Annotated in this window: 16 protein-coding genes; 6 read left to right on the plus strand and 10 right to left on the minus strand. The window is 60.9% G+C overall.

Features of this window, described 5'->3' with window-relative positions; all coding sequences use genetic code 11:
* Positions 1-43: 43 nt before the first annotated feature.
* The 5 genes from rpoB to rplJ all read right to left on the minus strand — a co-directional run bounded on the left by rpoB (position 44) and on the right by rplJ (position 8,229).
* Positions 44-4,120, minus strand: coding sequence for a DNA-directed RNA polymerase subunit beta (rpoB, locus tag ABI_RS17960; RefSeq protein ID WP_006274476.1), 4,077 nt, complete (start codon positions 4,118-4,120; stop codon positions 44-46).
* A gap of 312 nt (positions 4,121-4,432) precedes the next feature.
* Positions 4,433-5,215: a rhomboid family intramembrane serine protease gene (locus ABI_RS23890; RefSeq protein WP_006274477.1), complete on the minus strand. Its 783-nt coding sequence runs from the start codon at positions 5,213-5,215 to the stop codon at positions 4,433-4,435.
* 37 nt (positions 5,216-5,252) lie between these two features.
* Entirely contained in the window at positions 5,253-6,971 is a 1,719-nt protein-coding gene (locus tag ABI_RS17970) for a cation:proton antiporter domain-containing protein (RefSeq protein WP_006274478.1), read from the minus strand.
* 309 nt (positions 6,972-7,280) lie between these two features.
* Positions 7,281-7,661, minus strand: a complete 381-nt coding sequence (gene rplL / locus ABI_RS17975; RefSeq protein WP_006274479.1) for a 50S ribosomal protein L7/L12 — start codon at positions 7,659-7,661, stop codon at positions 7,281-7,283.
* Between the two features lie 49 nt (positions 7,662-7,710).
* Complete coding sequence (gene rplJ, locus ABI_RS17980; protein WP_006274480.1) at positions 7,711-8,229, minus strand: 50S ribosomal protein L10; 519 nt, start codon at positions 8,227-8,229, stop codon at positions 7,711-7,713.
* A gap of 499 nt (positions 8,230-8,728) precedes the next feature.
* On the opposite strand from rplJ, the gene ABI_RS17985 reads away from it, so the two are divergent.
* The 3 genes from ABI_RS17985 to ABI_RS17995 all read left to right on the plus strand — a co-directional run bounded on the left by ABI_RS17985 (position 8,729) and on the right by ABI_RS17995 (position 11,675).
* Complete coding sequence (locus ABI_RS17985) at positions 8,729-10,480, plus strand: tetratricopeptide repeat protein (protein WP_006274481.1); 1,752 nt, start codon at positions 8,729-8,731, stop codon at positions 10,478-10,480.
* Between the two features lie 18 nt (positions 10,481-10,498).
* The gene (locus tag ABI_RS17990; protein ID WP_157138985.1) at positions 10,499-11,017 is read left to right on the plus strand and encodes a hypothetical protein; all 519 of its coding nucleotides are present in this window, start codon (positions 10,499-10,501) and stop codon (positions 11,015-11,017) included.
* Positions 11,018-11,180: 163 nt separating this feature from the next.
* Positions 11,181-11,675, plus strand: a complete 495-nt coding sequence (locus tag ABI_RS17995; protein WP_006274483.1) for a GlcG/HbpS family heme-binding protein — start codon at positions 11,181-11,183, stop codon at positions 11,673-11,675.
* Here ABI_RS17995 and ABI_RS24575 read toward each other — a convergent pair.
* Entirely contained in the window at positions 11,668-11,904 is a 237-nt protein-coding gene (locus ABI_RS24575; protein ID WP_006274484.1) for a DUF1272 domain-containing protein, read from the minus strand. The two genes, ABI_RS17995 and ABI_RS24575, sit on opposite strands and share 8 nt — an antisense overlap.
* A 152-nt stretch (positions 11,905-12,056) precedes the next feature.
* On the minus strand, positions 12,057-12,458 hold the full coding sequence (locus ABI_RS18000; protein ID WP_040309586.1) for a rhodanese-like domain-containing protein: 402 nt from the start codon (positions 12,456-12,458) through the stop codon (positions 12,057-12,059).
* Between the two features lie 90 nt (positions 12,459-12,548).
* Here ABI_RS18000 and ftrA point away from each other — a divergent pair, with 90 nt between their 5' ends.
* The 3 genes from ftrA to ABI_RS18015 all read left to right on the plus strand — a co-directional run bounded on the left by ftrA (position 12,549) and on the right by ABI_RS18015 (position 14,877).
* A complete protein-coding gene (gene ftrA / locus ABI_RS18005) occupies positions 12,549-13,523 on the plus strand; it encodes a transcriptional regulator FtrA (protein ID WP_006274486.1) in 975 nt (324 codons plus the stop codon).
* Positions 13,520-13,852 carry an antibiotic biosynthesis monooxygenase family protein gene (locus ABI_RS18010; RefSeq protein ID WP_006274487.1) on the plus strand — a complete coding sequence of 111 codons (333 nt, stop codon included), beginning with the start codon at positions 13,520-13,522 and terminating at the stop codon, positions 13,850-13,852. The genes ftrA and ABI_RS18010 overlap by 4 nt, the downstream gene beginning before the upstream one ends.
* Before the next feature lie 404 nt (positions 13,853-14,256).
* Positions 14,257-14,877, plus strand: coding sequence for a MiaE family protein (locus ABI_RS18015; RefSeq protein WP_006274488.1), 621 nt, complete (start codon positions 14,257-14,259; stop codon positions 14,875-14,877).
* Positions 14,878-15,395: 518 nt separating this feature from the next.
* Here the strand turns inward: ABI_RS18015 and rplA are convergent.
* From rplA to ABI_RS18030, 3 genes are all read right to left on the minus strand, one after another.
* Complete coding sequence (gene rplA / locus ABI_RS18020; protein ID WP_006274490.1) at positions 15,396-16,085, minus strand: 50S ribosomal protein L1; 690 nt, start codon at positions 16,083-16,085, stop codon at positions 15,396-15,398.
* A gap of 1 nt (position 16,086) precedes the next feature.
* Positions 16,087-16,515, minus strand: coding sequence for a 50S ribosomal protein L11 (gene rplK / locus ABI_RS18025; RefSeq protein ID WP_006274491.1), 429 nt, complete (start codon positions 16,513-16,515; stop codon positions 16,087-16,089).
* Between the two features lie 139 nt (positions 16,516-16,654).
* A complete protein-coding gene (locus ABI_RS18030; RefSeq protein ID WP_157138986.1) occupies positions 16,655-18,631 on the minus strand; it encodes a TonB-dependent receptor in 1,977 nt (658 codons plus the stop codon).
* Positions 18,632-18,731: the final 100 nt, after the last annotated feature.

Raw genomic sequence — 18,731 nt, forward strand, 5'->3', positions numbered from 1 at the left:
GTCGAGGGGCCAATCTCGTTGAGAAGAATGGCCCCCTCGCCTTTTACCCTTGCCCATTCTCCAGCTCGACGTTCAGGCCCAAGGAACGCATTTCCTTGATAAGGACGTTGAACGATTCCGGGATACCGGCTTCGAAGCTGTCATCGCCACGGACGATGGCTTCGTAAACCTTGGTGCGGCCCGCCACGTCGTCGGACTTGACGGTGAGCATTTCCTGGAGGGTGTAAGCGGCGCCGTAAGCTTCCAGCGCCCAGACTTCCATTTCACCGAAGCGCTGTCCGCCGAACTGGGCCTTGCCGCCCAGAGGCTGCTGGGTAACGAGCGAGTACGGCCCAATCGAGCGGGCGTGAATCTTGTCGTCGACCAGGTGGTGCAGCTTCAGCATGTAGATGATGCCAACGGTAACCGGACGCTTGAACTGCTCGCCGGTCTGGCCGTCGAACAGGATCGACTGGCCGGAACGGTTGAGACCGGCCATTTCCAGCATGTCTTCGATGTCGTTGATGTGCGCGCCGTCGAACACGGGCGTGGCAATCGGAACGCCGCGGGTCAGGTTGCGGGCCAGTTCGATCAAGTCTTCCTCGCTCTCGGGGAGTTCCTGGTCCTTGCCGTAGACCGCCTGGAGGTGGTCGATCAACGCCTGCTTCTGACCGCCGTTCTGCCAGTCTTCGAGCATCTTGCCGATCTGCTTGCCAATATTGGCGCAGGCCCAGCCGAGGTGGGTTTCGAAAATCTGACCGACGTTCATGCGCGATGGCACGCCCAGCGGGTTCAGAACGATGTCGACGTGCTCGCCGTCGGCCAGGAAGGGCATGTCTTCGACGGGGAGGATCTTGGAGATAACCCCCTTGTTGCCGTGACGGCCGGCCATCTTGTCGCCCGGCTGCAGCTTGCGCTTCACCGCCACGAACACCTTGACCATCTTCATCACGCCCGGCGGCAGTTCGTCACCGCGCTGCAGCTTTTCGACCTTGTCCTCGAAGCGACGGTCCAGACGCTTGCGGGCGTCCTGGAACTGCCGGTTCATGGCCTCGATCTCGGACATGATCTTTTCGTCTTCCAGAGCGATCTGCCACCACAGGCCGCGCGAGATTTCGCCCAGCTTGTCTTCGGTGACTTCACCACGGCCCAGGCCCTTCGGACCCGAGACAGCGTTCTTGCCGATCAGGATTTCCTTCAGACGACCATAGATGTTGCGCTCCAGGATGTGGAGTTCGTCATCGCGGTCCTTGCCCAGACGTTCGATTTCGGCGCGCTCGATAGCCTGAGCGCGTTCGTCCTTTTCAACGCCGTGACGGTTGAAAACACGGACTTCGACGACGGTGCCGGCAACGCCCGGCGGCAGGCGCAGGGAGGTGTCGCGGACGTCGGAGGCCTTTTCGCCGAAGATGGCGCGCAGCAGCTTTTCTTCCGGCGTCATCGGGCTTTCGCCCTTCGGCGTTACCTTGCCGACCAGGATGTCACCCGGCTGGACTTCGGCGCCGATGGCCACGATACCGGCTTCGTCGAGGTTGCGCAGGGCTTCTTCGCCGACGTTCGGAATGTCGCGGGTGATTTCTTCCGGCCCCAGCTTGGTGTCGCGGGCCATGACCTCGAACTCCTCGAGGTGGATCGAGGTGAAAATGTCGTCACGCACGATGCGTTCCGAGATCAGGATCGAGTCTTCGAAGTTGTAGCCGTTCCACGGCATGAAGGCGACCAGGACGTTGCGGCCCAGGGCCAGATCGCCCAGGTCCGTCGACGGACCATCGGCAATGATGTCACCGGCGGCCACCTTGTCGCCGACCTTAACGATCGGGCGCTGGTTGATACAGGTGTTCTGGTTGGAACGCTGGAACTTCGACAGGCGGTAGATATCGACGCCAGGCTTGGTCGGATCGTTTTCTTCTGTGGCACGAACTACGATACGGGTGCCATCGATCTGTTCGACAACGCCCGAGCGGCGGGCGCCAACGGTAGCGCCGGAATCACGGGCCACGACCTCTTCCATGCCGGTGCCGACGAACGGCGCATCCGACTTGACCAGGGGCACGGCCTGACGCTGCATGTTCGAACCCATCAGGGCGCGGTTGGCGTCATCGTTTTCCAGGAACGGGATCAGGGCGGCGGCGACCGAAACGACCTGCTTCGGCGACACATCCATGAAGTCGACGGTCGATGCCTGCTGCAGGCCCGGTTCACCGTTGACGCGGCCCTGAACCAGGTCCTCGACGATGCGCTTGTCACTGTCCAGCACGATATTGGCCTGGGCGATGACGTGCTTCGATTCTTCCATGGCCGACATGTAGACCACGTCTTCCTTGGCAACGCCGTCCACGACCTTACGGTACGGGCTTTCGATAAAGCCGTACTTGTTGACGCGGGCATGGGTGGCCAGGGAGTTGATCAGGCCGATGTTCGGGCCTTCCGGCGTTTCAATCGGGCAGATGCGGCCGTAGTGGGTCGGGTGAACGTCGCGGACTTCGAAGCCGGCGCGCTCGCGGGTCAGACCGCCAGGGCCCAAGGCAGAAAGACGACGCTTGTGGGTGATTTCCGACAGCGGGTTGGTCTGGTCCATGAACTGCGACAACTGCGACGAACCGAAGAATTCACGCACGGCGGCGGCGGCCGGCTTGGCGTTGATCAGGTCGTGCGGCATGACCGTGTCAATATCGACGCTGGACATGCGTTCCTTGATGGCGCGTTCCATGCGCAGCAGGCCGACGCGGTACTGGTTTTCCAGCAGTTCGCCGACCGAACGGACCCGGCGGTTGCCCAGGTTGTCAATGTCGTCGATTTCACCGCGGCCATCGCGCAGGCCAACCAGGATCTTGAGAATCTTCAGGATGTCGTCCCGGCGCAGCACGCGCTCGCTGTCGGCGACGTCCTGTTCCAGGCGCATGTTCATCTTGACGCGACCGACGCTCGACAGGTCGTAACGCTCCAGTTCGAAGAACAGAGAACCAAACATGGCTTCGGCGGCTTCGATCGTAGGCGGTTCACCCGGACGCATGACGCGGTAGATGTCGAACAGGGCGTCTTCGCGCGAGCTGTTCTTGTCGACGCGCAGGGTCGAACGCATGTAGGGGCCGACCGTGACGTGGTCGATATCCAGGACGTCGACCGTGGTGAAGCCGTTGTCTTCCAGCGCCTTGACCGAAGCGGCGTCCAGTTCGTCGCCGGCTTCGGCGTAGATTTCGCCGGTTGCGAAGTTGACGGCGTCCCCAGCCAGGTAACGGCCGATCAGGGCGTCCTGGCTCAGCAGCAAGAACTTGACGGTGTCGCCCAGCTTCTTGGCGTTACGGGCGGATATCTTGGTACCGGCGGGAGCGACGACCTCGCCGGATTCGGCATCGATCAGGTCGAATTCCGGCTTCACGCCGCGCCAGCGCTCGAACTTGTACGGCGTGACCCAGCCGGCGTCGCGCTTTTCGTAAGGCACGACCTCGTAGAAGGTCTTCAGAACTTCTTCTCCGTCCATACCCAGGGCGAACAGGAAGGAGGTCGCCGGCAGCTTCCGGCGGCGGTCGATACGGACATAGAGAATGTCCTTGGCGTCGAATTCGAAGTCCAGCCACGAACCGCGGTACGGGATGATACGAGCGCCGAACAAAAGCTTGCCCGACGAGTGAGTCTTGCCCTTGTCGTGATCGAAGAAGACGCCCGGCGAACGGTGCATCTGCGAAACGATGACGCGTTCCGTGCCGTTGACGACGAAGGTGCCCTTCTCGGTCATCAGCGGGATATCGCCCATATAGACGTCCTGCTCCTTGATGTCCTTGACGGAGCGGGCGCCGGTATCTTCATCGGTTTCGAACACGATCAGGCGCAGCTTGACCTTCAGGGGCGCGGCATAGGTGATGTCGCGCTGGATGCATTCTTCGACGTCGTACTTGGGCTCTTCGAACTCGTACGACACGTATTCCAGCGTGGCGCGCTCGTTGAAGTCCTTCACCGGGAAGACCGACTGGAACACGGCTTCCAGACCGTCTTCAACGCGGTCGGCGACGCGGACGAAGCGTTGCAGGAACTGCTCATAGGACGAACGCTGGACCTCGATAAGGTTCGGCATCTGAATGGCTTCGGGGATGCGGCCGAAAGATTTCCGGATCCGCTTCTTCTGCGTGAAGGTTAAGGGCATTGCAGTTCCTTGCGTGAACGCTTGGAGAAAATTGTTAGGCAGTTGTGACTGCGCGCGAGGTTTGTTGAAGGCCCCGTCCAGGGACCAAAAGCTTGCCTTGCGCCTGCTCTTTTTTGACCTTGAGGGCCAAAGACGCTGTTGTTTATGGTTCTTTGGGAACCAAACCCTTCGCCGGCGGAAAGAGCATAAGGCCGGCCTGCAGGTCCCACTTGGGCGCAATACGCCTTTCGGGGGAGCGTGCCATAGCGCACTTATCCCCGTCCGTAAAGAGGGCTTGACAATTATTTTCCAGGATTCGCAAGCCCGCGAAATTCAAAGCAAAATTGGGGCGCGGATAATCTGTATCCCGGCGCGCCAGCCGTTCGGCCATTGGCGGCCGCCGATAATTCCGATCAGAATGAAACCCGCCACGAACCCGCCGAGATGAGCCTCCCAGGCGATCGGGATATTTAGTGGCCCGCCCTGCCCTTGCAGGATTTGCAGTAGGAGATAGGGCCCGCCAAAGATCAGGATAACAAGGGCGTTTGACCAGATGAAGAACCAGACAGCGTTAACAGTTGTATAGCTTAAGAACGGTCGCACCTTTTCGCCGAAAATGTCGAGCCGCATAACGGCGGCATAGACTCCGTACACAGCGCCGGACGCGCCGACGACGGGGATGTCGCTTTGCGGATGCAACTGCCAAAACAACAGGTTGCCCGTCAGGCCACACAGGACGTACAGCCGGTGAAACGGCACGACGCCACGCCAGCCCTTGCCGAAACGCGCGGCAACCAAAGGCGCCAGGTTGAGATAGGCCCACATATTACTGGCAAAATGCACGTAACCGAGCCACGGCGCCTCCGGCGTGTACCCGTGCAAAAACATAGAGGTTAGCAAGGTCCACCAGCGGCCTTCCCGCATGGCCTCGCTGGAAAACGCCCAGTCCTCCATCGTCACGACGCCCGCCACCTGACCGGCCAGAACGACGCCAGTCGCGACAACCACCAGCCACACCGGCCAGTTGCGCGGATCGAACATCAGGTTTCCGGCGCTGATGCGCTGAGGCTCCGGACTTTCGGGCTGGTCGGTTACGGGAACAGCAGTGTCGCTCATGCTGTCGATATGGGAACGCCTGCGCGGACTGTAAGCCTCACGCCGCCGATTTTTCAGGCTTGAAGCGATCGAGGATAAACGATGTCATGCCCTTGGCGAGTTCACCTTCTCCGTAAAATATTGTGCCCAGCCCTTCCCGCTTCAGAAACTCGACCTCGGCCTCGCTATGGGTGCGCAGGACAATTTCGACTGACGGATTGACGGTGCGTGCGGCTTCGACCATCTGACGAATATTCAGCAGGTCCGGTGTCGCCACAACCAACATGGCAGCATCCAGAATATGCGCCTGGATCAGGACCTCGACTTGTGACGCATCGCCATAGACGGCAGGCTTGCCGGTTGCGCGCAGATCCTCGACCCGCTCACGGTTCTCCTCAACGACAATACAGGGGATCGACCGCGTCTCCAGCGCATCGGCGATCATGCGCCCAACCCGGCCATAACCTACGAGGACGACCTGCCCCTTCAGGTAGCGCTCGTCGGTTACCTGCGGCAGTTCCGCCAGAGGTTCCTCACGGGTTTCCAGCTTACGGACAAAGGCAAAGCTACGGGTCAGCCAGGCTCGCGCCGGCTCAACGGCGTTGAACAGGAAGGGATTGAGCGCGATGGAAACGAGGGCGCCACCGACGATCAGGTTCATGCCTTCCTGCGGCAACAGACCCAGTGACACACCCAGCCCCGCCATAATGAAGGAGAACTCGCCGATCTGCGCCAGGCCCGCCGAGACCATGAGCGCCGTCTTCAGCGGATAGCGGAAGCCGACCACCAGCACCGCCGCGGCAATGCCCTTGCCCAGGATGATGATGGCGACCACGGCCAGCAATGCGCCCGGCGCTTCGATTAGGACCATCGGGTCGAACAGCATACCCACCGACACGAAGAACAGAACCGAAAAGGCGTCTCGCAGCGGCAGGGACTCCTCAGCCGCACGATGGGCGAATTTGGATTCGCGCATCACCATGCCGGCGAAGAAGGCGCCCAGGGCAAAGGAGACATTGAACAGTTCCGACGCGCCCCAGGCGATGCTTATGGCCGCGGATATGACGGCCAGGGTGAAGAGTTCGCGCGATCCGGTCTTCGACACCTGCCACAAGATCCACGGCAGCACTTTGCGCCCGGCCAGCAGCATCAAGGCGATAAAGGCGCCCACGCCCAGCAGGGTCCGGCCAATGGTGAGGGCCAGTTCGCCGGGCGACGACGCCTCGGCACCGTGACTGTTCCCACCCAGCATTCCGGCCAGCGGCGGCAGCAACACGAGCACCAGGACCGTCACCAGATCTTCGACCACCAGCCAGCCGATGGCGATCCGACCGTTCATCGTATCGGTGGCGTCGCGCGCCTCCAGGGCCTTGAGCAAAACGACGGTGCTGGCGCAGGACAGGCAGAGCCCGAACACCAGCGCCGGACCGAACTCCCAGCCCCAAACACCCATGCCCAGAGCTATGCCCAGCAAGGTCGCCAGGCTCATCTGGACCACGGCGCCCGGCAAGGCGATCTTGCGCACCGACAACAGGTCGTTGAAGGAAAAGTGCAGCCCGACGCCGAACATCAGCAGCATCACGCCGATTTCCGACAACTGGGATGCCATCTGGATGTCAGCGACAAAGCCCGGCGTCGAAGGTCCGATCAGGATGCCGGCCAAGAGGTACCCTACCAGTGGCGGCAGCTTCATCCGTGCGGCGAGGAAGCCGAAGATCAGCGCCAGGCCAAACCCGGTAGCAATCGTGGTGATGAGAGAGATGTTGTGGTGGTCCATGAGGCGCCTTTAGAGTCTTGAACCTCATGCCAAAAAGTGGCGCGAACCGTCTATCGGCACTTTTTGGACAGACATGAGGTGTCGAATGAGAACAGGAAAGGCCAAAACCGCAGAGGTAAACCCGCGCCAGAGGCAGTGCGTGATCACAGTGTTGGACCACGCCCCAAGGGTCAACCGACCCAACGCGATTGTTATCAGATTGTTATTATGCCAATGAAAACGGGCCGGAGGTATCCCTCCGGCCCGTCAGAAGATATTGGCTTTAATGCCTTGGCATTTTCGCTTTCACGAAAATACCGGGTGCCGAAATTACTTAACTTCGACCTTGGCGCCGGCGTCTTCCAGCTTCTTCTTGATGTCGGCAGCTTCCTGCTTGGAGATGTTCTCCTTGACGTTCTGCGGCGCGCCTTCGACCAGGTCCTTGGCTTCCTTCAGACCCAGATCGGTACGGATCGAACGGATTTCCTTGATCACGTTGATCTTCTTGTCGCCGCCGTCGGTCAGGACAACGGTGAACTCGGTTTGCTCTTCGACAGCTTCGACCGGGGCGGCGGGACCGCCAACAGCGGCGACGGCGACCGGAGCGGCAGCGGAAACGCCCCACTTGTCTTCCAGCAGCTTCGACAGTTCAGCGGCTTCGAGAACCGACAGGGCGGACAGGTCTTCGACCAGCTTTTCCAGTTTGGACATTGTAGTTCCTTAAAAGATAGAGATTGATGAGGGAATGTAGGTGGTGTTCTTAGGCTTCGGCGTTTTCGCGGGCATAGGCCCCGATGACGCGAGCCACAGCGCCGGCAGGCGCCACGAGGACGCCGGCGATCTTGGTCGCAGGTGCCTGCAGCAGACCAATCAGCTTGCCGCGCAGTTCGTCGAGCGACGGCAGCGTGGCCAGCGACCGGACACCGGCTTCGGTCAGGACATCCGTTTCCATAATGCCGCCAATGATTTTGAGCTTGTCATTCTCTTTGGCGTACTGGACGGAAATCTTGGCGGCGGTGACCGGATCGGCCGAATAGACCAGGGCGACAGGGCCTTTGAACAGGGCATCGCCCTTTTCGCCGACCGAGCCGTCCAGGGCCTTTTGGGCCAGACGGTTCTTGAACACCTTCACAACGGCGCCTTCCTTGCGGAGACGGTTGCGAAGTTCAGACATTTCCACAAAGGTCATACCCGTATACTGGGTAACAACCACGGCGCCGGAGCTCGCGAAGACGCCCTTGAGCTCTTCGATCGTCGCGGCCTTTTGTGCGCGGTCCATAAGTGGCCTCCATGGTAATCCTGTGGCGAGCGTAGAAAGCCGCCACGAGGGGTGAAGCTCCAGCCGGAAGACCCGACCGAAACGTAACAAATGACTTAAACGCTTCCAGTAAACCGGAAACGTCAAAATCGACTGTCGAGAAGAGAAGCTTTCACCACAAGGACTACGCCCCATTCCCAATTTAAGGAAATGCAGGTAAATCTTGATTGGCGTATCGCGTCCCGTCTAGTCTCGGCCTGTGGCGGCTACCGCAGATTATGGATCAGGCGGCCCCTGATCCCCGAAGGTTCTCGGACAGAACGGAGTGAAAATCGCAAGCGGCCTTCACGCCGGAGCGCGGCATATACAGTCAGGTCGCGTGAATTGCAAGACCCTTTGTTGCCTGCCGACATAGGCACATAACAGCATTTGTAATCCGCTCACCCCCGTTCAGGGGGTTGCGCATAACGCCGGTTTGCGGGATTCATTAAGACAATAATAGCGGCATCAGGGGGCCTTCATGATCCGGGTTTCAAACTGGCTACCGCGTGCTGCCGTCGTCATGGCGGCGCTCTCCTGTGTCGCGGCGAGCAAGATTCCGTCCCTGGCTGACGGCTATCGCGAAAGCACCATCTATACCGGTCAGCAGAACATGCCGTTCAAGAACTACGGCATTGCCATCAAATGGGAACAGGCCTGCCACAAGGGCCAGACCGATATGTGCATCAAGATGGCCGAAGCGGCAGCGGAAGGCCTGGGCGATCTGGAAGCCAGCAACAAAACGGCGCTTGGTTTCTACAAGACCGCCTGCGAGCAGGGCAGCGGCCTGGCTTGCACCCGCGCGGCGCGCATTGCCCTGGACGGTTCGGCGTTGCGGGTCGATCCGCTCCTGGCCAAGACCTTTGCCGAACGCGGCTGCAACCAGCTTAAGTATCAGGATGCCTGCGCCGTGCTGGCCGAGGTTCTGGTCGCCACCGGCGACGCCCAGGGCGCCACGGCCGTGGCCGACAGCGCCTGTGCCGCCGGCGCCAGCGAAGCCTGCCGCCAGAAGGCGTGGAAACTGTACGATGATGGCGATACCGCCCAGGCCCTTCCCATCTTCACCCAGGGCTGTGACGCCAAGCAGGCCTGGGGCTGTGCCGGTCTGGCCGACGCGCACGAAAAGGGCAAGGGCGTCACCCGAAACCGCAGCCAGGCCATGGCCTATGCCAAGACCGGCTGCGAACAGGGCCAGGGTGGCGGCCGTCACATCGCCTGCCGCCAGCATGGCACCTATCTGACCTACACCGCCGACAAGGCGAGCATCAACAAGGGCGAGCAATATCTCAACGCCAACTGCGACTATGGCGACGCGCCGTCCTGCGTGTGGATCGGCAAGCTGCCCCTGCGCGGCAAGCAGGGCATCACCACCACCATGACCGAGGGCCTTTATTATGAGCGTCGCGCCTGCGATCTCAGCAGCGCCGAAGGCTGCGCCGAACTGGCCATGGCCTACGAAGTCGGCAATGGCATCAGTTCCGACACCGGGACCGCCGTCGCGCTGTACGACAAGGCGTGCCGGCTTGGCGACCAACCGTCCTGCGCCAAGGCCCAGGACCTGGCCGGCCAGGGCGCTCGTAACCTGACACCGATCATCGACCCGTCCTTGCCGGTGATGGAGCAACTTCTGAAGGCGCAGGCCCTGGTCGACGCCGGCAATCCCATGGAGGCTGCCATTACGGCCTACCGTCTCAACAACGAAGGCAACGAGTATGCCGCCTGGCTCCTGGGCGGCTGGATGTATTACGGGCTGCCCGGCGTGTTCGATCCGCCGCGCAAGGAAGATGGCTTCATCCTGTTCGAAAACGCCGCCCGCGTTGGTCACGTTGAAGCCGCCATCTGGGTCGGCATGGCCTACTGGTACGGCGACGGTGTCGAGGTCGATGAGGACAAGGGCATGGGCTATATGCGCATCGCCGCGGAGCGTGGCAGCGAAAAGGCCATTGCCATCTACCGCTCGATGGAACTGGAACCTGTCCGCCGGGAGAATGCCCGCCGTCAGGCCGAGTACGAAGCCTGGGCCAACCGTCCACGCAGCGCCTGGGACGACGCACTCAGCGCCTGGGGCCGGGCCGTTAGCAGCGGCGCCTACAGCTACTCCAGCAGCAACTATTCCAGCATGTCGTCGGGGAACAGCGTCTCCTCCATCATCGACAACTCGAACTTCAACAACGCTATCAACTACTATTCCGGCAGCACCTCGGTCTGCTCCAGTTCCAACCCATATTGCTAGCGGGGGACAGAGATGAAGATGTTCACGCTTTCCGCACTCGCCATGTCTACGTTTTGGGGGGCGTCCTTCCTGAGCGCCGGCGCCGTTTCGGCCGAAGAACCCGAAACCTACGCCTTCCAGCTCGAGGTTGGCAATGGCCGCTGCAGCGTCGACTATCCACGGTCCGACGGGACCACGCTCACCTTGCTGTATCTGAAGAACGGGCGGGTCAATATATCGGTTCATCGCCCGCGCTGGGAAATGGTCGACGACAAGAATACCGAGGACCAGGACAATCCTATGACGATCGAGGTCCAGGGCGTCGGCAAGTCGAAAGCCAAATGGGGCGGTTACCGCAATGGCTTCGTCCAGGGCGTGTGGTCGGCCTGGGACGAAAATCCTTCCGGCGCCGGTAGTTCGGGTGACCTGATCAAGCTGATGGAAAAGGGCACGATTTATACGGTCTGGTTCGAAGGCCAGAAGCTGGGCAGCTTCAATACCAAGATGAAGGGGTTTGCGATCAATTCTATCCGCAATTGCGTCAACAATCCGGCGTAACTTATCCTCCCGCGCGCGCGCGGGAGGTGGCGAGCAAGGGAGCTTCTTAGGCGACAACGTCGAGACAGAGGGGAGCCAGACGCTCGAACTGAACCCACTCCCGCCAGAAGTGACGTCCCGCAAAACCCGTGGTACACCGGTGTCATATCCAAAAGGGAATGACATGAAACGCCTTGCCATACTCGTCGCCGCCGCCCTGACCGTAACCGCCCCGGCCCTTGCCCAAACCCAGACTCCGGCCCCAACGGTGACCTATCCGGGCTATGGCCGGGTCATAAATCTGGCTGAAGCGAAAACGGCGCTGGCAGCGGCTGAGGCCGAGGCGCGCAAGAACGGCTGGAATGTCGTGGTCATCGTGGTCGAACCCACCGGTGCCCTGGTCGCTGCCGAGAAGATGGACGGCACCCAGTACGGCTCGATCGACGTGGCGACCGGCAAGGCCGAAACGGCAGCCCGCTTCCGCCGTCCGACTGCGGCGTTCCAGCAAGCGGTCAAGGACGGCAATCTCAACTCGATCTTCACCGGCGCCATGGCGCTGGAGGGCGGTGAGCTGCTGATCATCGACGGCCAGGTCGTCGGCGCCATCGGCGTCTCAGGTGCTACCGCCGCCCAGGACGGTCAGGTCGCCCGCGCGGCGGCGGCAGCGGTGCTTAAGTAAAGCAGGGCTCGGCGCGCAAGGTCCGCTTCGTCGCAGCCGGATTTTTGTCGAGCTTGCCCACGGGCCGGATCGGACGCGTTACCAGATTGCCGCCGCAGTTGGGGCAGGCGTATTCCAGTTTTGCTGCGCACGCCGGACAGAAGGTGCATTCAAAGGTGCAGATAAACGCGCCTGCCGCAGGCGGAAGATCGCCGTCGCAGCACTCGCAATTGGGTCGAAGTTCGAGCATCAGTTTTCCTTTTTTCTGCTTCGCGCCTTTGCGTCTTCGCGTGAACCAAAATACGTCATGCGAAGACGTGAAGTTGGGAGGGAGCGCCTACGACCCTCCCCGCTTTCGTCAGGAGCGCGGCAACCCAGAACGGAAGCCTTCTTCGGACAAATTCAGGCAAACGCGAAACCCTCACCCGCCCAGCCGGTCATGCCTCCGATCATCACCTTCACCTTGCGCCCCAGACGCGCCAGCTTTAACGCCGCCTGATCGGCGCCGTTGCAGTGCGGCCCAGCGCAGTACACGACGAACAGAGTATCTTTCGGCCACATCGCGAGGGCGTCCCCGCTGATTGACCGATGCGGCAGGTGGTGCGCGCCCGGTACATGCCGTTTGGCAAAGCTCTCAGCCGAGCCGACCGCATGCAACAGAACAAAATCCGGATCCCCGGAATGAAAGGCGTCGTGGACGTCGGCGCAGTCCGTCTCCATTGACAATTTCGCCTCATAAACCCTGATGACATCTTCAGGTGCTGCGGCAGGATAGGCGGTAACGCAAGATCGGGTGGCGTGCATGACACAATCTCCTGTGAATTTGATCTAACCACTATGCCGTAACGGAAACGTCTCTTGAAGATGGCATGAATGACGTCTATAATAAGAATTATGCCAAACTTGCCTCACCCCAACCGACTCGTCTGCGCGCTGGCCTATGACGGCATGCCGCTGTTTGAATTCTCGATCGCCGTAGAGCTGTTCGGGTTGGATCGGCCGGAAATGGGTCCCGACTGGTACACCTTCCAGGCCGTGCAACTTGCCGAAGGTCCCTGCCGCACTACGGCAGGGCTTTCCGTCACAGCCGCGGCGCCGCTGTCGCTGCTGGAAGACGCCGGCACGATTATCATTCCCGGCTGGCACCCATCCAAGCCGATCCCCCAGGACCTGATCGACATCCTGCATCGCGCCTACGACCGCGGCGCGCGAATCGTCACCATCTGCTCCGGCGCCTTCGTCCTGGCGGCCGCCGGGCTCCTGAAGGGCCGGCGCGCCACCACCCACTGGAAATATGTCGACTACGTCACCCAGCACTATCCCGAGGTCGAACTGGTTCCCGACGTCCTTTATATCGACGAAGGTCAGATCCTGACCTCGGCCGGCAGCGCGGCCGGCATCGACCTGTGCCTGCACCTGATTCGCCGCGACTATGGCCCCGAAGCCGCCAACAAGGTCGCCCGGCGGCTGGTGGTGCCGCCCCATCGCGACGGCGGCCAGGCACAGTATATCGAACGTGCCGTGCCCACAGACTACGAAAGCAAACGGCTTGGCCCCCTGCTCGACTTCATGCGTGAGAACCTCAACAAGGAGCACCGCATTCCGGACCTCGCCCGCCGCGCCGGTATGAGCGAACGGACCTTCCTGCGCCGTTTTTCCGAAGCCACCGGCACCACGCCCGCCAAATGGCTGCTGAGCGTTCGGCTGAATGAAGCCCGCGACCATCTGGAGGCCAGCGACATCAGCATCGAACTGATCGCCGAATGCACGGGCTTCGGAACGACGACCAATCTACGCCATCACTTCCGAGAGCATCTGAATACCACACCTACCGCCTACCGCCAGACCTTCTCCCGAGCCGCACAATGAGTCGTTTCGCCGACACGCCCGCCCCGCCCTATTACGTCGTCACCTTCGTGTCGCATCGGACCGAGGCGGACGACGGTTATGGTGACATGGCGGATCAAATGGTGGCTCTCGCCGCACAACAGCCAGGCTATCTCGGCGTTGAAAGCGCGCGCGACGCGGAGGGTTTCGGCATCACCAATTCGTATTGGGCGGACGAGACCAGCATTATCGCCTGGAAACGAGTCGCCGACCACCTGGCGGCGCAAAAGCTGGGACGGACCAAGTGGTATGAGCGGTATATCACGCGCGTCGCCCGGGTCGAACGGGCTTACGGTTTCGAAAAGAGCTGAGGGGAAAATGACGCTGGGCCCAAAATCAAGCAGGGCAGAGAATCAAGCGGGGGAAGACGCGCCTACATCTTCCCCCTTATTACCTGAGCTGCGGCAACCCGGAGAAGGAAGTTCACTCAGATAAACACATAAAGACCGAAACAGCCTCAAACTATACTAAGTCCCACAAGTTGAAAAAGAGTCGAGCGACTCACTTTCAAACGAAACAACTTATTACGACGAATTCCGTAGCGTCAGGATGCTTGATACGCTCGTCAATGTCGAATGAATTATCAGTAATCTTCGGTTAAAGTCTTTTGCAAATCTCTGCAAAATTCGTTCCACTGCTTTCCGCTGTTACTTTCCTGCCTGTCGAGCATCGCCCCGCTTGATTTTATGGCGTGGCTTTGGCACGGACATGCGACATGGCTGTGACAGATCTCCAACCCATCCTGAACTTCCTCGGCACGGCAACGCCGCAGGCCTGGATCGACGCCGCCGTGGTCAACCAGGACCTGCTGCTGCTCGACCACAAGAACTGTGAGTACAAGGCCGCCAGCAACGCCATCAACCTGATGGCCAAGTACCAGGAGCGGGTCGAACTGGTCACGGCCATGGCGCGGCTGGCGCGCGAGGAACTGGCCCACCACGAACAGGTGATGAAGTTCATCAAGAAGCGTGGCGTGGCCCTGCGCCCGCTTTCCGCCGCCCGTTACGCCGCCTCCTTGCGCACCCTGGTCCGGCGCAACGAACCTGGCATGCTTACAGACATCCTGGTGATCAGCGCCTTTATCGAGGCCCGGTCGTGTGAGCGCTTTGCCGCCATTGCGCCGCACCTGGACGAAGAACTCGGCGCCTTCTATGCCAGCCTGTTGCGCACCGAGGCCCGCCACTATACCGGCTATCTCAAACTGGCCCATCTTTACGGCGACGCCGGCGACATAGCCCGGCGCATCGAGGTCATCCGTGCCCAGGAACAAGCCCTCATTGGCGATCCGGACACCGAATTCCGTTTTCACTCGGGTCCGCCAACCTCAGTACGATAGCGCCTTCGACCAACGAGCATGATCCGAACTTTCACAGCAACAACTATGGCGCCCCGATTGGGGCCTTTGGCCGGGCCAGATCTGCATGCTGAACATCATCAAGGCCGGCGGAATTATGATCACAGAAAGCACGGGCAGGTTCGGAAAGAGCAGGAATTTCTGGTCGCGTGAACCCGCCGCGCTGCGACAGTCGAAGTTGGTTTGTAACCGCGAATGAACGCCAATAAGCGCGAATTCCGAGGAAGCAAGGATGCACCGTCGCAGGCGGCCATTGTCACAGGAAAGGGCAACCGAGCGCATCTATTCGCGTTTACTAGCGTTCATTCGCGGTTCCGATAAGCACGGCAATGCCGCGACGCCGCCGGCTCAGGTCATCTTGAATTCTGTGTCTTTCCGTGTCGCCGCGCAGCGGCGTTTCAGGACTTTCCGTGGTTAAATTCCACCGGCCCAACCGACCGGCCAATAAAAAAGCCGCCCCGTCACCGGAGCGGCTTTTTTCATTTCCTATAAATCGGAAATTACAGGCTGGTGGTGGAGGTATCGACCTTCACGCCCGGGCCCATGGTCGAAGACAGTGAAATCTTCTTGACATAGAGACCCTTGGCACCCGACGGGCGAGCCTTGACAAGAGCGTCGACCAGAGCCTTGACGTTGATTTCAAGGGCTTCGGTGGTGAAGCTGATCTTGCCGACGCCGACATGGACGATACCGGCCTTTTCGACGCGGAACTCGACCGCACCGCCCTTGGCGTCCTTGACGGCCTGGGCGACGTTCGGGGTGACGGTGCCGACCTTCGGGTTCGGCATCAGGCCGCGCGGGCCCAGCACCTTACCGAGACGACCGACCAGGGCCATCATGTCCGGAGACGCGATGACGCGGTCGAAGTCCATGAAGCCCGCCTGGATCTTTTCGACCAGGTCTTCGGCGCCAACAACTTCGGCGCCGGCGGCAAGAGCTTCCTCGGCCTTCTTGTCCTTGGCGAACACGGCGACGCGAACGTCCTTGCCAGTGCCCGACGGCAGGTTGACGACGCCACGGACCTGCTGGTCGGCGTGACGCGGGTCAACGCCCAGGTTGATGGCGACTTCGACGGATTCGTCGAACTTGGCCTTGGCGTTAGCCTTGACGGTTTCCAGAGCTTCCGTCAGCGGATAGAACTTGGCGCTGTCGGTCTTCCAGGCTTGAATGCGTTTTGCGATCTTGCTCATATCAGTCCACCACCTGCAGGCCCATGGAACGGGCGGAACCTTCGATGATCTTTGTCGCCTGATCGAGATCGTGGGCGCTCAGATCCTTCATCTTCTTTTCGGCGATGTCGCGCAACTGGGCGCGCGTGATCTTGCCGGCGGAGTCGCGGCCGGGCAGCTTGGAGCCCGACTTCAGGTTCAGCGCCTGCTTGATGAAGAAGGTCGCCGGGGGCGTCTTCGTCATGAAGGTAAAGGACTTGTCCTGATAGACCGTGATGATCGTCGGGAGCGGCGTGCCCTTTTCGATGTTTTCGGTGCGGGCGTTGAATTCCTTACAGAAACCCATGATGTTGACGCCGCGCTGGCCCAGTGCAGGACCGATGGGGGGCGAAGGCGTGGCAGAGCCGGCCTTCACCTGGAGCTTGATATAGCCCAGGATTTTCTTAGCCATTGGATATCTCCATAAAGTCCCAAAACGAGGGACATTGTGAGCCGTGGTGCGCATCTCTGCTCCCACGGATTTATCTCGCCCAAAGACGAGAGCGCGGCGTATAGCGACTAATCATCGAAAAAGCAAGCGCAGAAAGGGATTAATGCCCGTCACCGAGTTTCCAGGCGAGCGCCAATTTGAACGCTCGATTGTCGGGCCGGGTCTTCATGACCAATCGCAAGGCCTGCGTATCTATCACAGAGGCATAGCCTGAGCTGTTGAAGGCATCGTTCAGGCTGACCACCAGCGAGAGCCGATCTTTCAGTTGCCGGGTGTAACTCAGGTCGGCGCGGTAAAACCCGTCGCTATAGCCCTGAAAGGTCTGGGTCCGGCTGAAACCGGTCAGGTTCAGCTGAAAGCGGTCGCCAGTGCCGGCGCGGTATTCAACCAGAGCATTGCCGGACCCGTTGGTTCGCCCGCGCAACACCGCGCCGCCACCTTCACCTTCGAACGGCACTTCGGCATAGAACAGGTTGGCGTTGACCGAATAGGTGATCCTCTCACCCATCGTGCCGCGCAAGGTCATCTCGGCGCCCCCAGACCGGCTGACACCGGAATTGATTGTGGTGGTCATCAGCAAACCGTTGCTGAGCACCTCGGTATAGGGCGAGAAGTCGCCGCGGGTTTCGCGGACATAGACGGTTGTCGACGCGCTGAACCGTACGTCGTCGAAGCTGTAGCGCGCTTCGAAACCGTTCGTGACCTGGGGCTCCAGGCTGGGATTGCCGGCCACAACCTGCTTGGCGCCGATATAGCGCGGCGTCTCGTCGTAGTCGCGCAGCGGCGGACGGTCGACCCGGCGCAGGAGGCTCAGCCGCAAACGCCCCCTGGCACCCAGCGCACGGTCGGCATGCAGCGATGGCAAAGCATCGACGAAATCCAACCTACGCCCGTCCGGCAGGTCCAACGCCTGGCGTTCCACCCGCAAGCCCGGCAGGAAGGTCCATCTGCCTACCGGGTTCTGCCAGGTGGCGTAGGCAGAGGTCAGAGTTTCTGTACCTTCGAAGACAGTGTCGAAGTCTGCGACACCCAACTGGACGCCACGGCTGACATAGAGATTGCGAATGCGGCTGGTGCTGCGGTCCAACGAAAACCCTGCCGTCAGCAACCGTTTGCCGAAACGGCGTTCATAATCGCCTTCAATGCGGTCACCGTCGGTCTCGCGGCCCGTCGCCGTTGTATAGCCGCCACCGATGTCGCGGTCATAGTTGGCGGCGAAGTCGCGCACCGCCTCGTTATGGTCATAGGCGAGGCGGAACTGGCCGTCGTCGCTGCGGGCATAAACCGCCTGGATTCGGCTGTCGCGGTTGCCGGTCTTGATCGCGGACACTTCGTCGAAGACGTCCTCGCCACGCGATTGGGCCAGCCCCCGCGATTGCGAAACGAAATGACCATGTTCCGCCTTGAAGCTGATTTCAGATGTCTCGGACAGGGCAAGTTCGGCGCTGAGCGATGCTGTGGCGTTGTCCGAACCATAGCGCGTCCGGTCGATGCGATCGCTGACATCATAGCCACCGCCACCGTCCGGCAATTCCTGATGTTGCAGCAGGGTCGAGCGATTCTGGTAGTGATCAACGAACAGGCGGCCATGGTAGGTCCAGGCCCCTTGGGTCATCACGCCGGACAGACCCACGCTGCCCTGGGTCAGCGTATTGCCTTCCAGGTTCAGATCGCCCCCGACCTTGCGGCGCTTGCGGGTGACGATGTTGATGACGCCGCCGTCGTTGCCGTACTGCGCCGATGGCGCTGTCAGCACCTCTATGCGCAGGACGTCGCCGGCCGCCAGATTGCGTACGGCCGCGGGCCCTTCCGGCGGCACCTTGCCATCGATCAGGATGGTTGCCGCCACGCCGCGCACAGCGGCCCCACCCTCCGGCGTCACCGTCACCGAAGGCATGGTGCGCAAGAGGTCGACCAGAATGCCAGGCGTTTCCCGCGGAACCTCGTAGCTGAGGCGGTCGGCTTTTTCGACGACGGGCAGCCTGCCCCGTACGATAACCTCGGCCTCCTGAGCAGCCTCTTGGGCAGCCGCCGGCGCGGCCAGCGCCGCTGCCGCAGCCACACAAAGGCTTGCCACCTGTTTCACCGGAGTCCTTTTACGCGCGCTGCCCATACGGCCGCGACAGTGAACGCAGCAACCTGAACGCAGAATGAAGGCGACGGCCGCAAACACAAAA

The organism is Asticcacaulis biprosthecium C19 (assembly GCF_000204015.1).
GTDB classification, from domain to species: domain Bacteria; phylum Pseudomonadota; class Alphaproteobacteria; order Caulobacterales; family Caulobacteraceae; genus Asticcacaulis; species Asticcacaulis biprosthecius.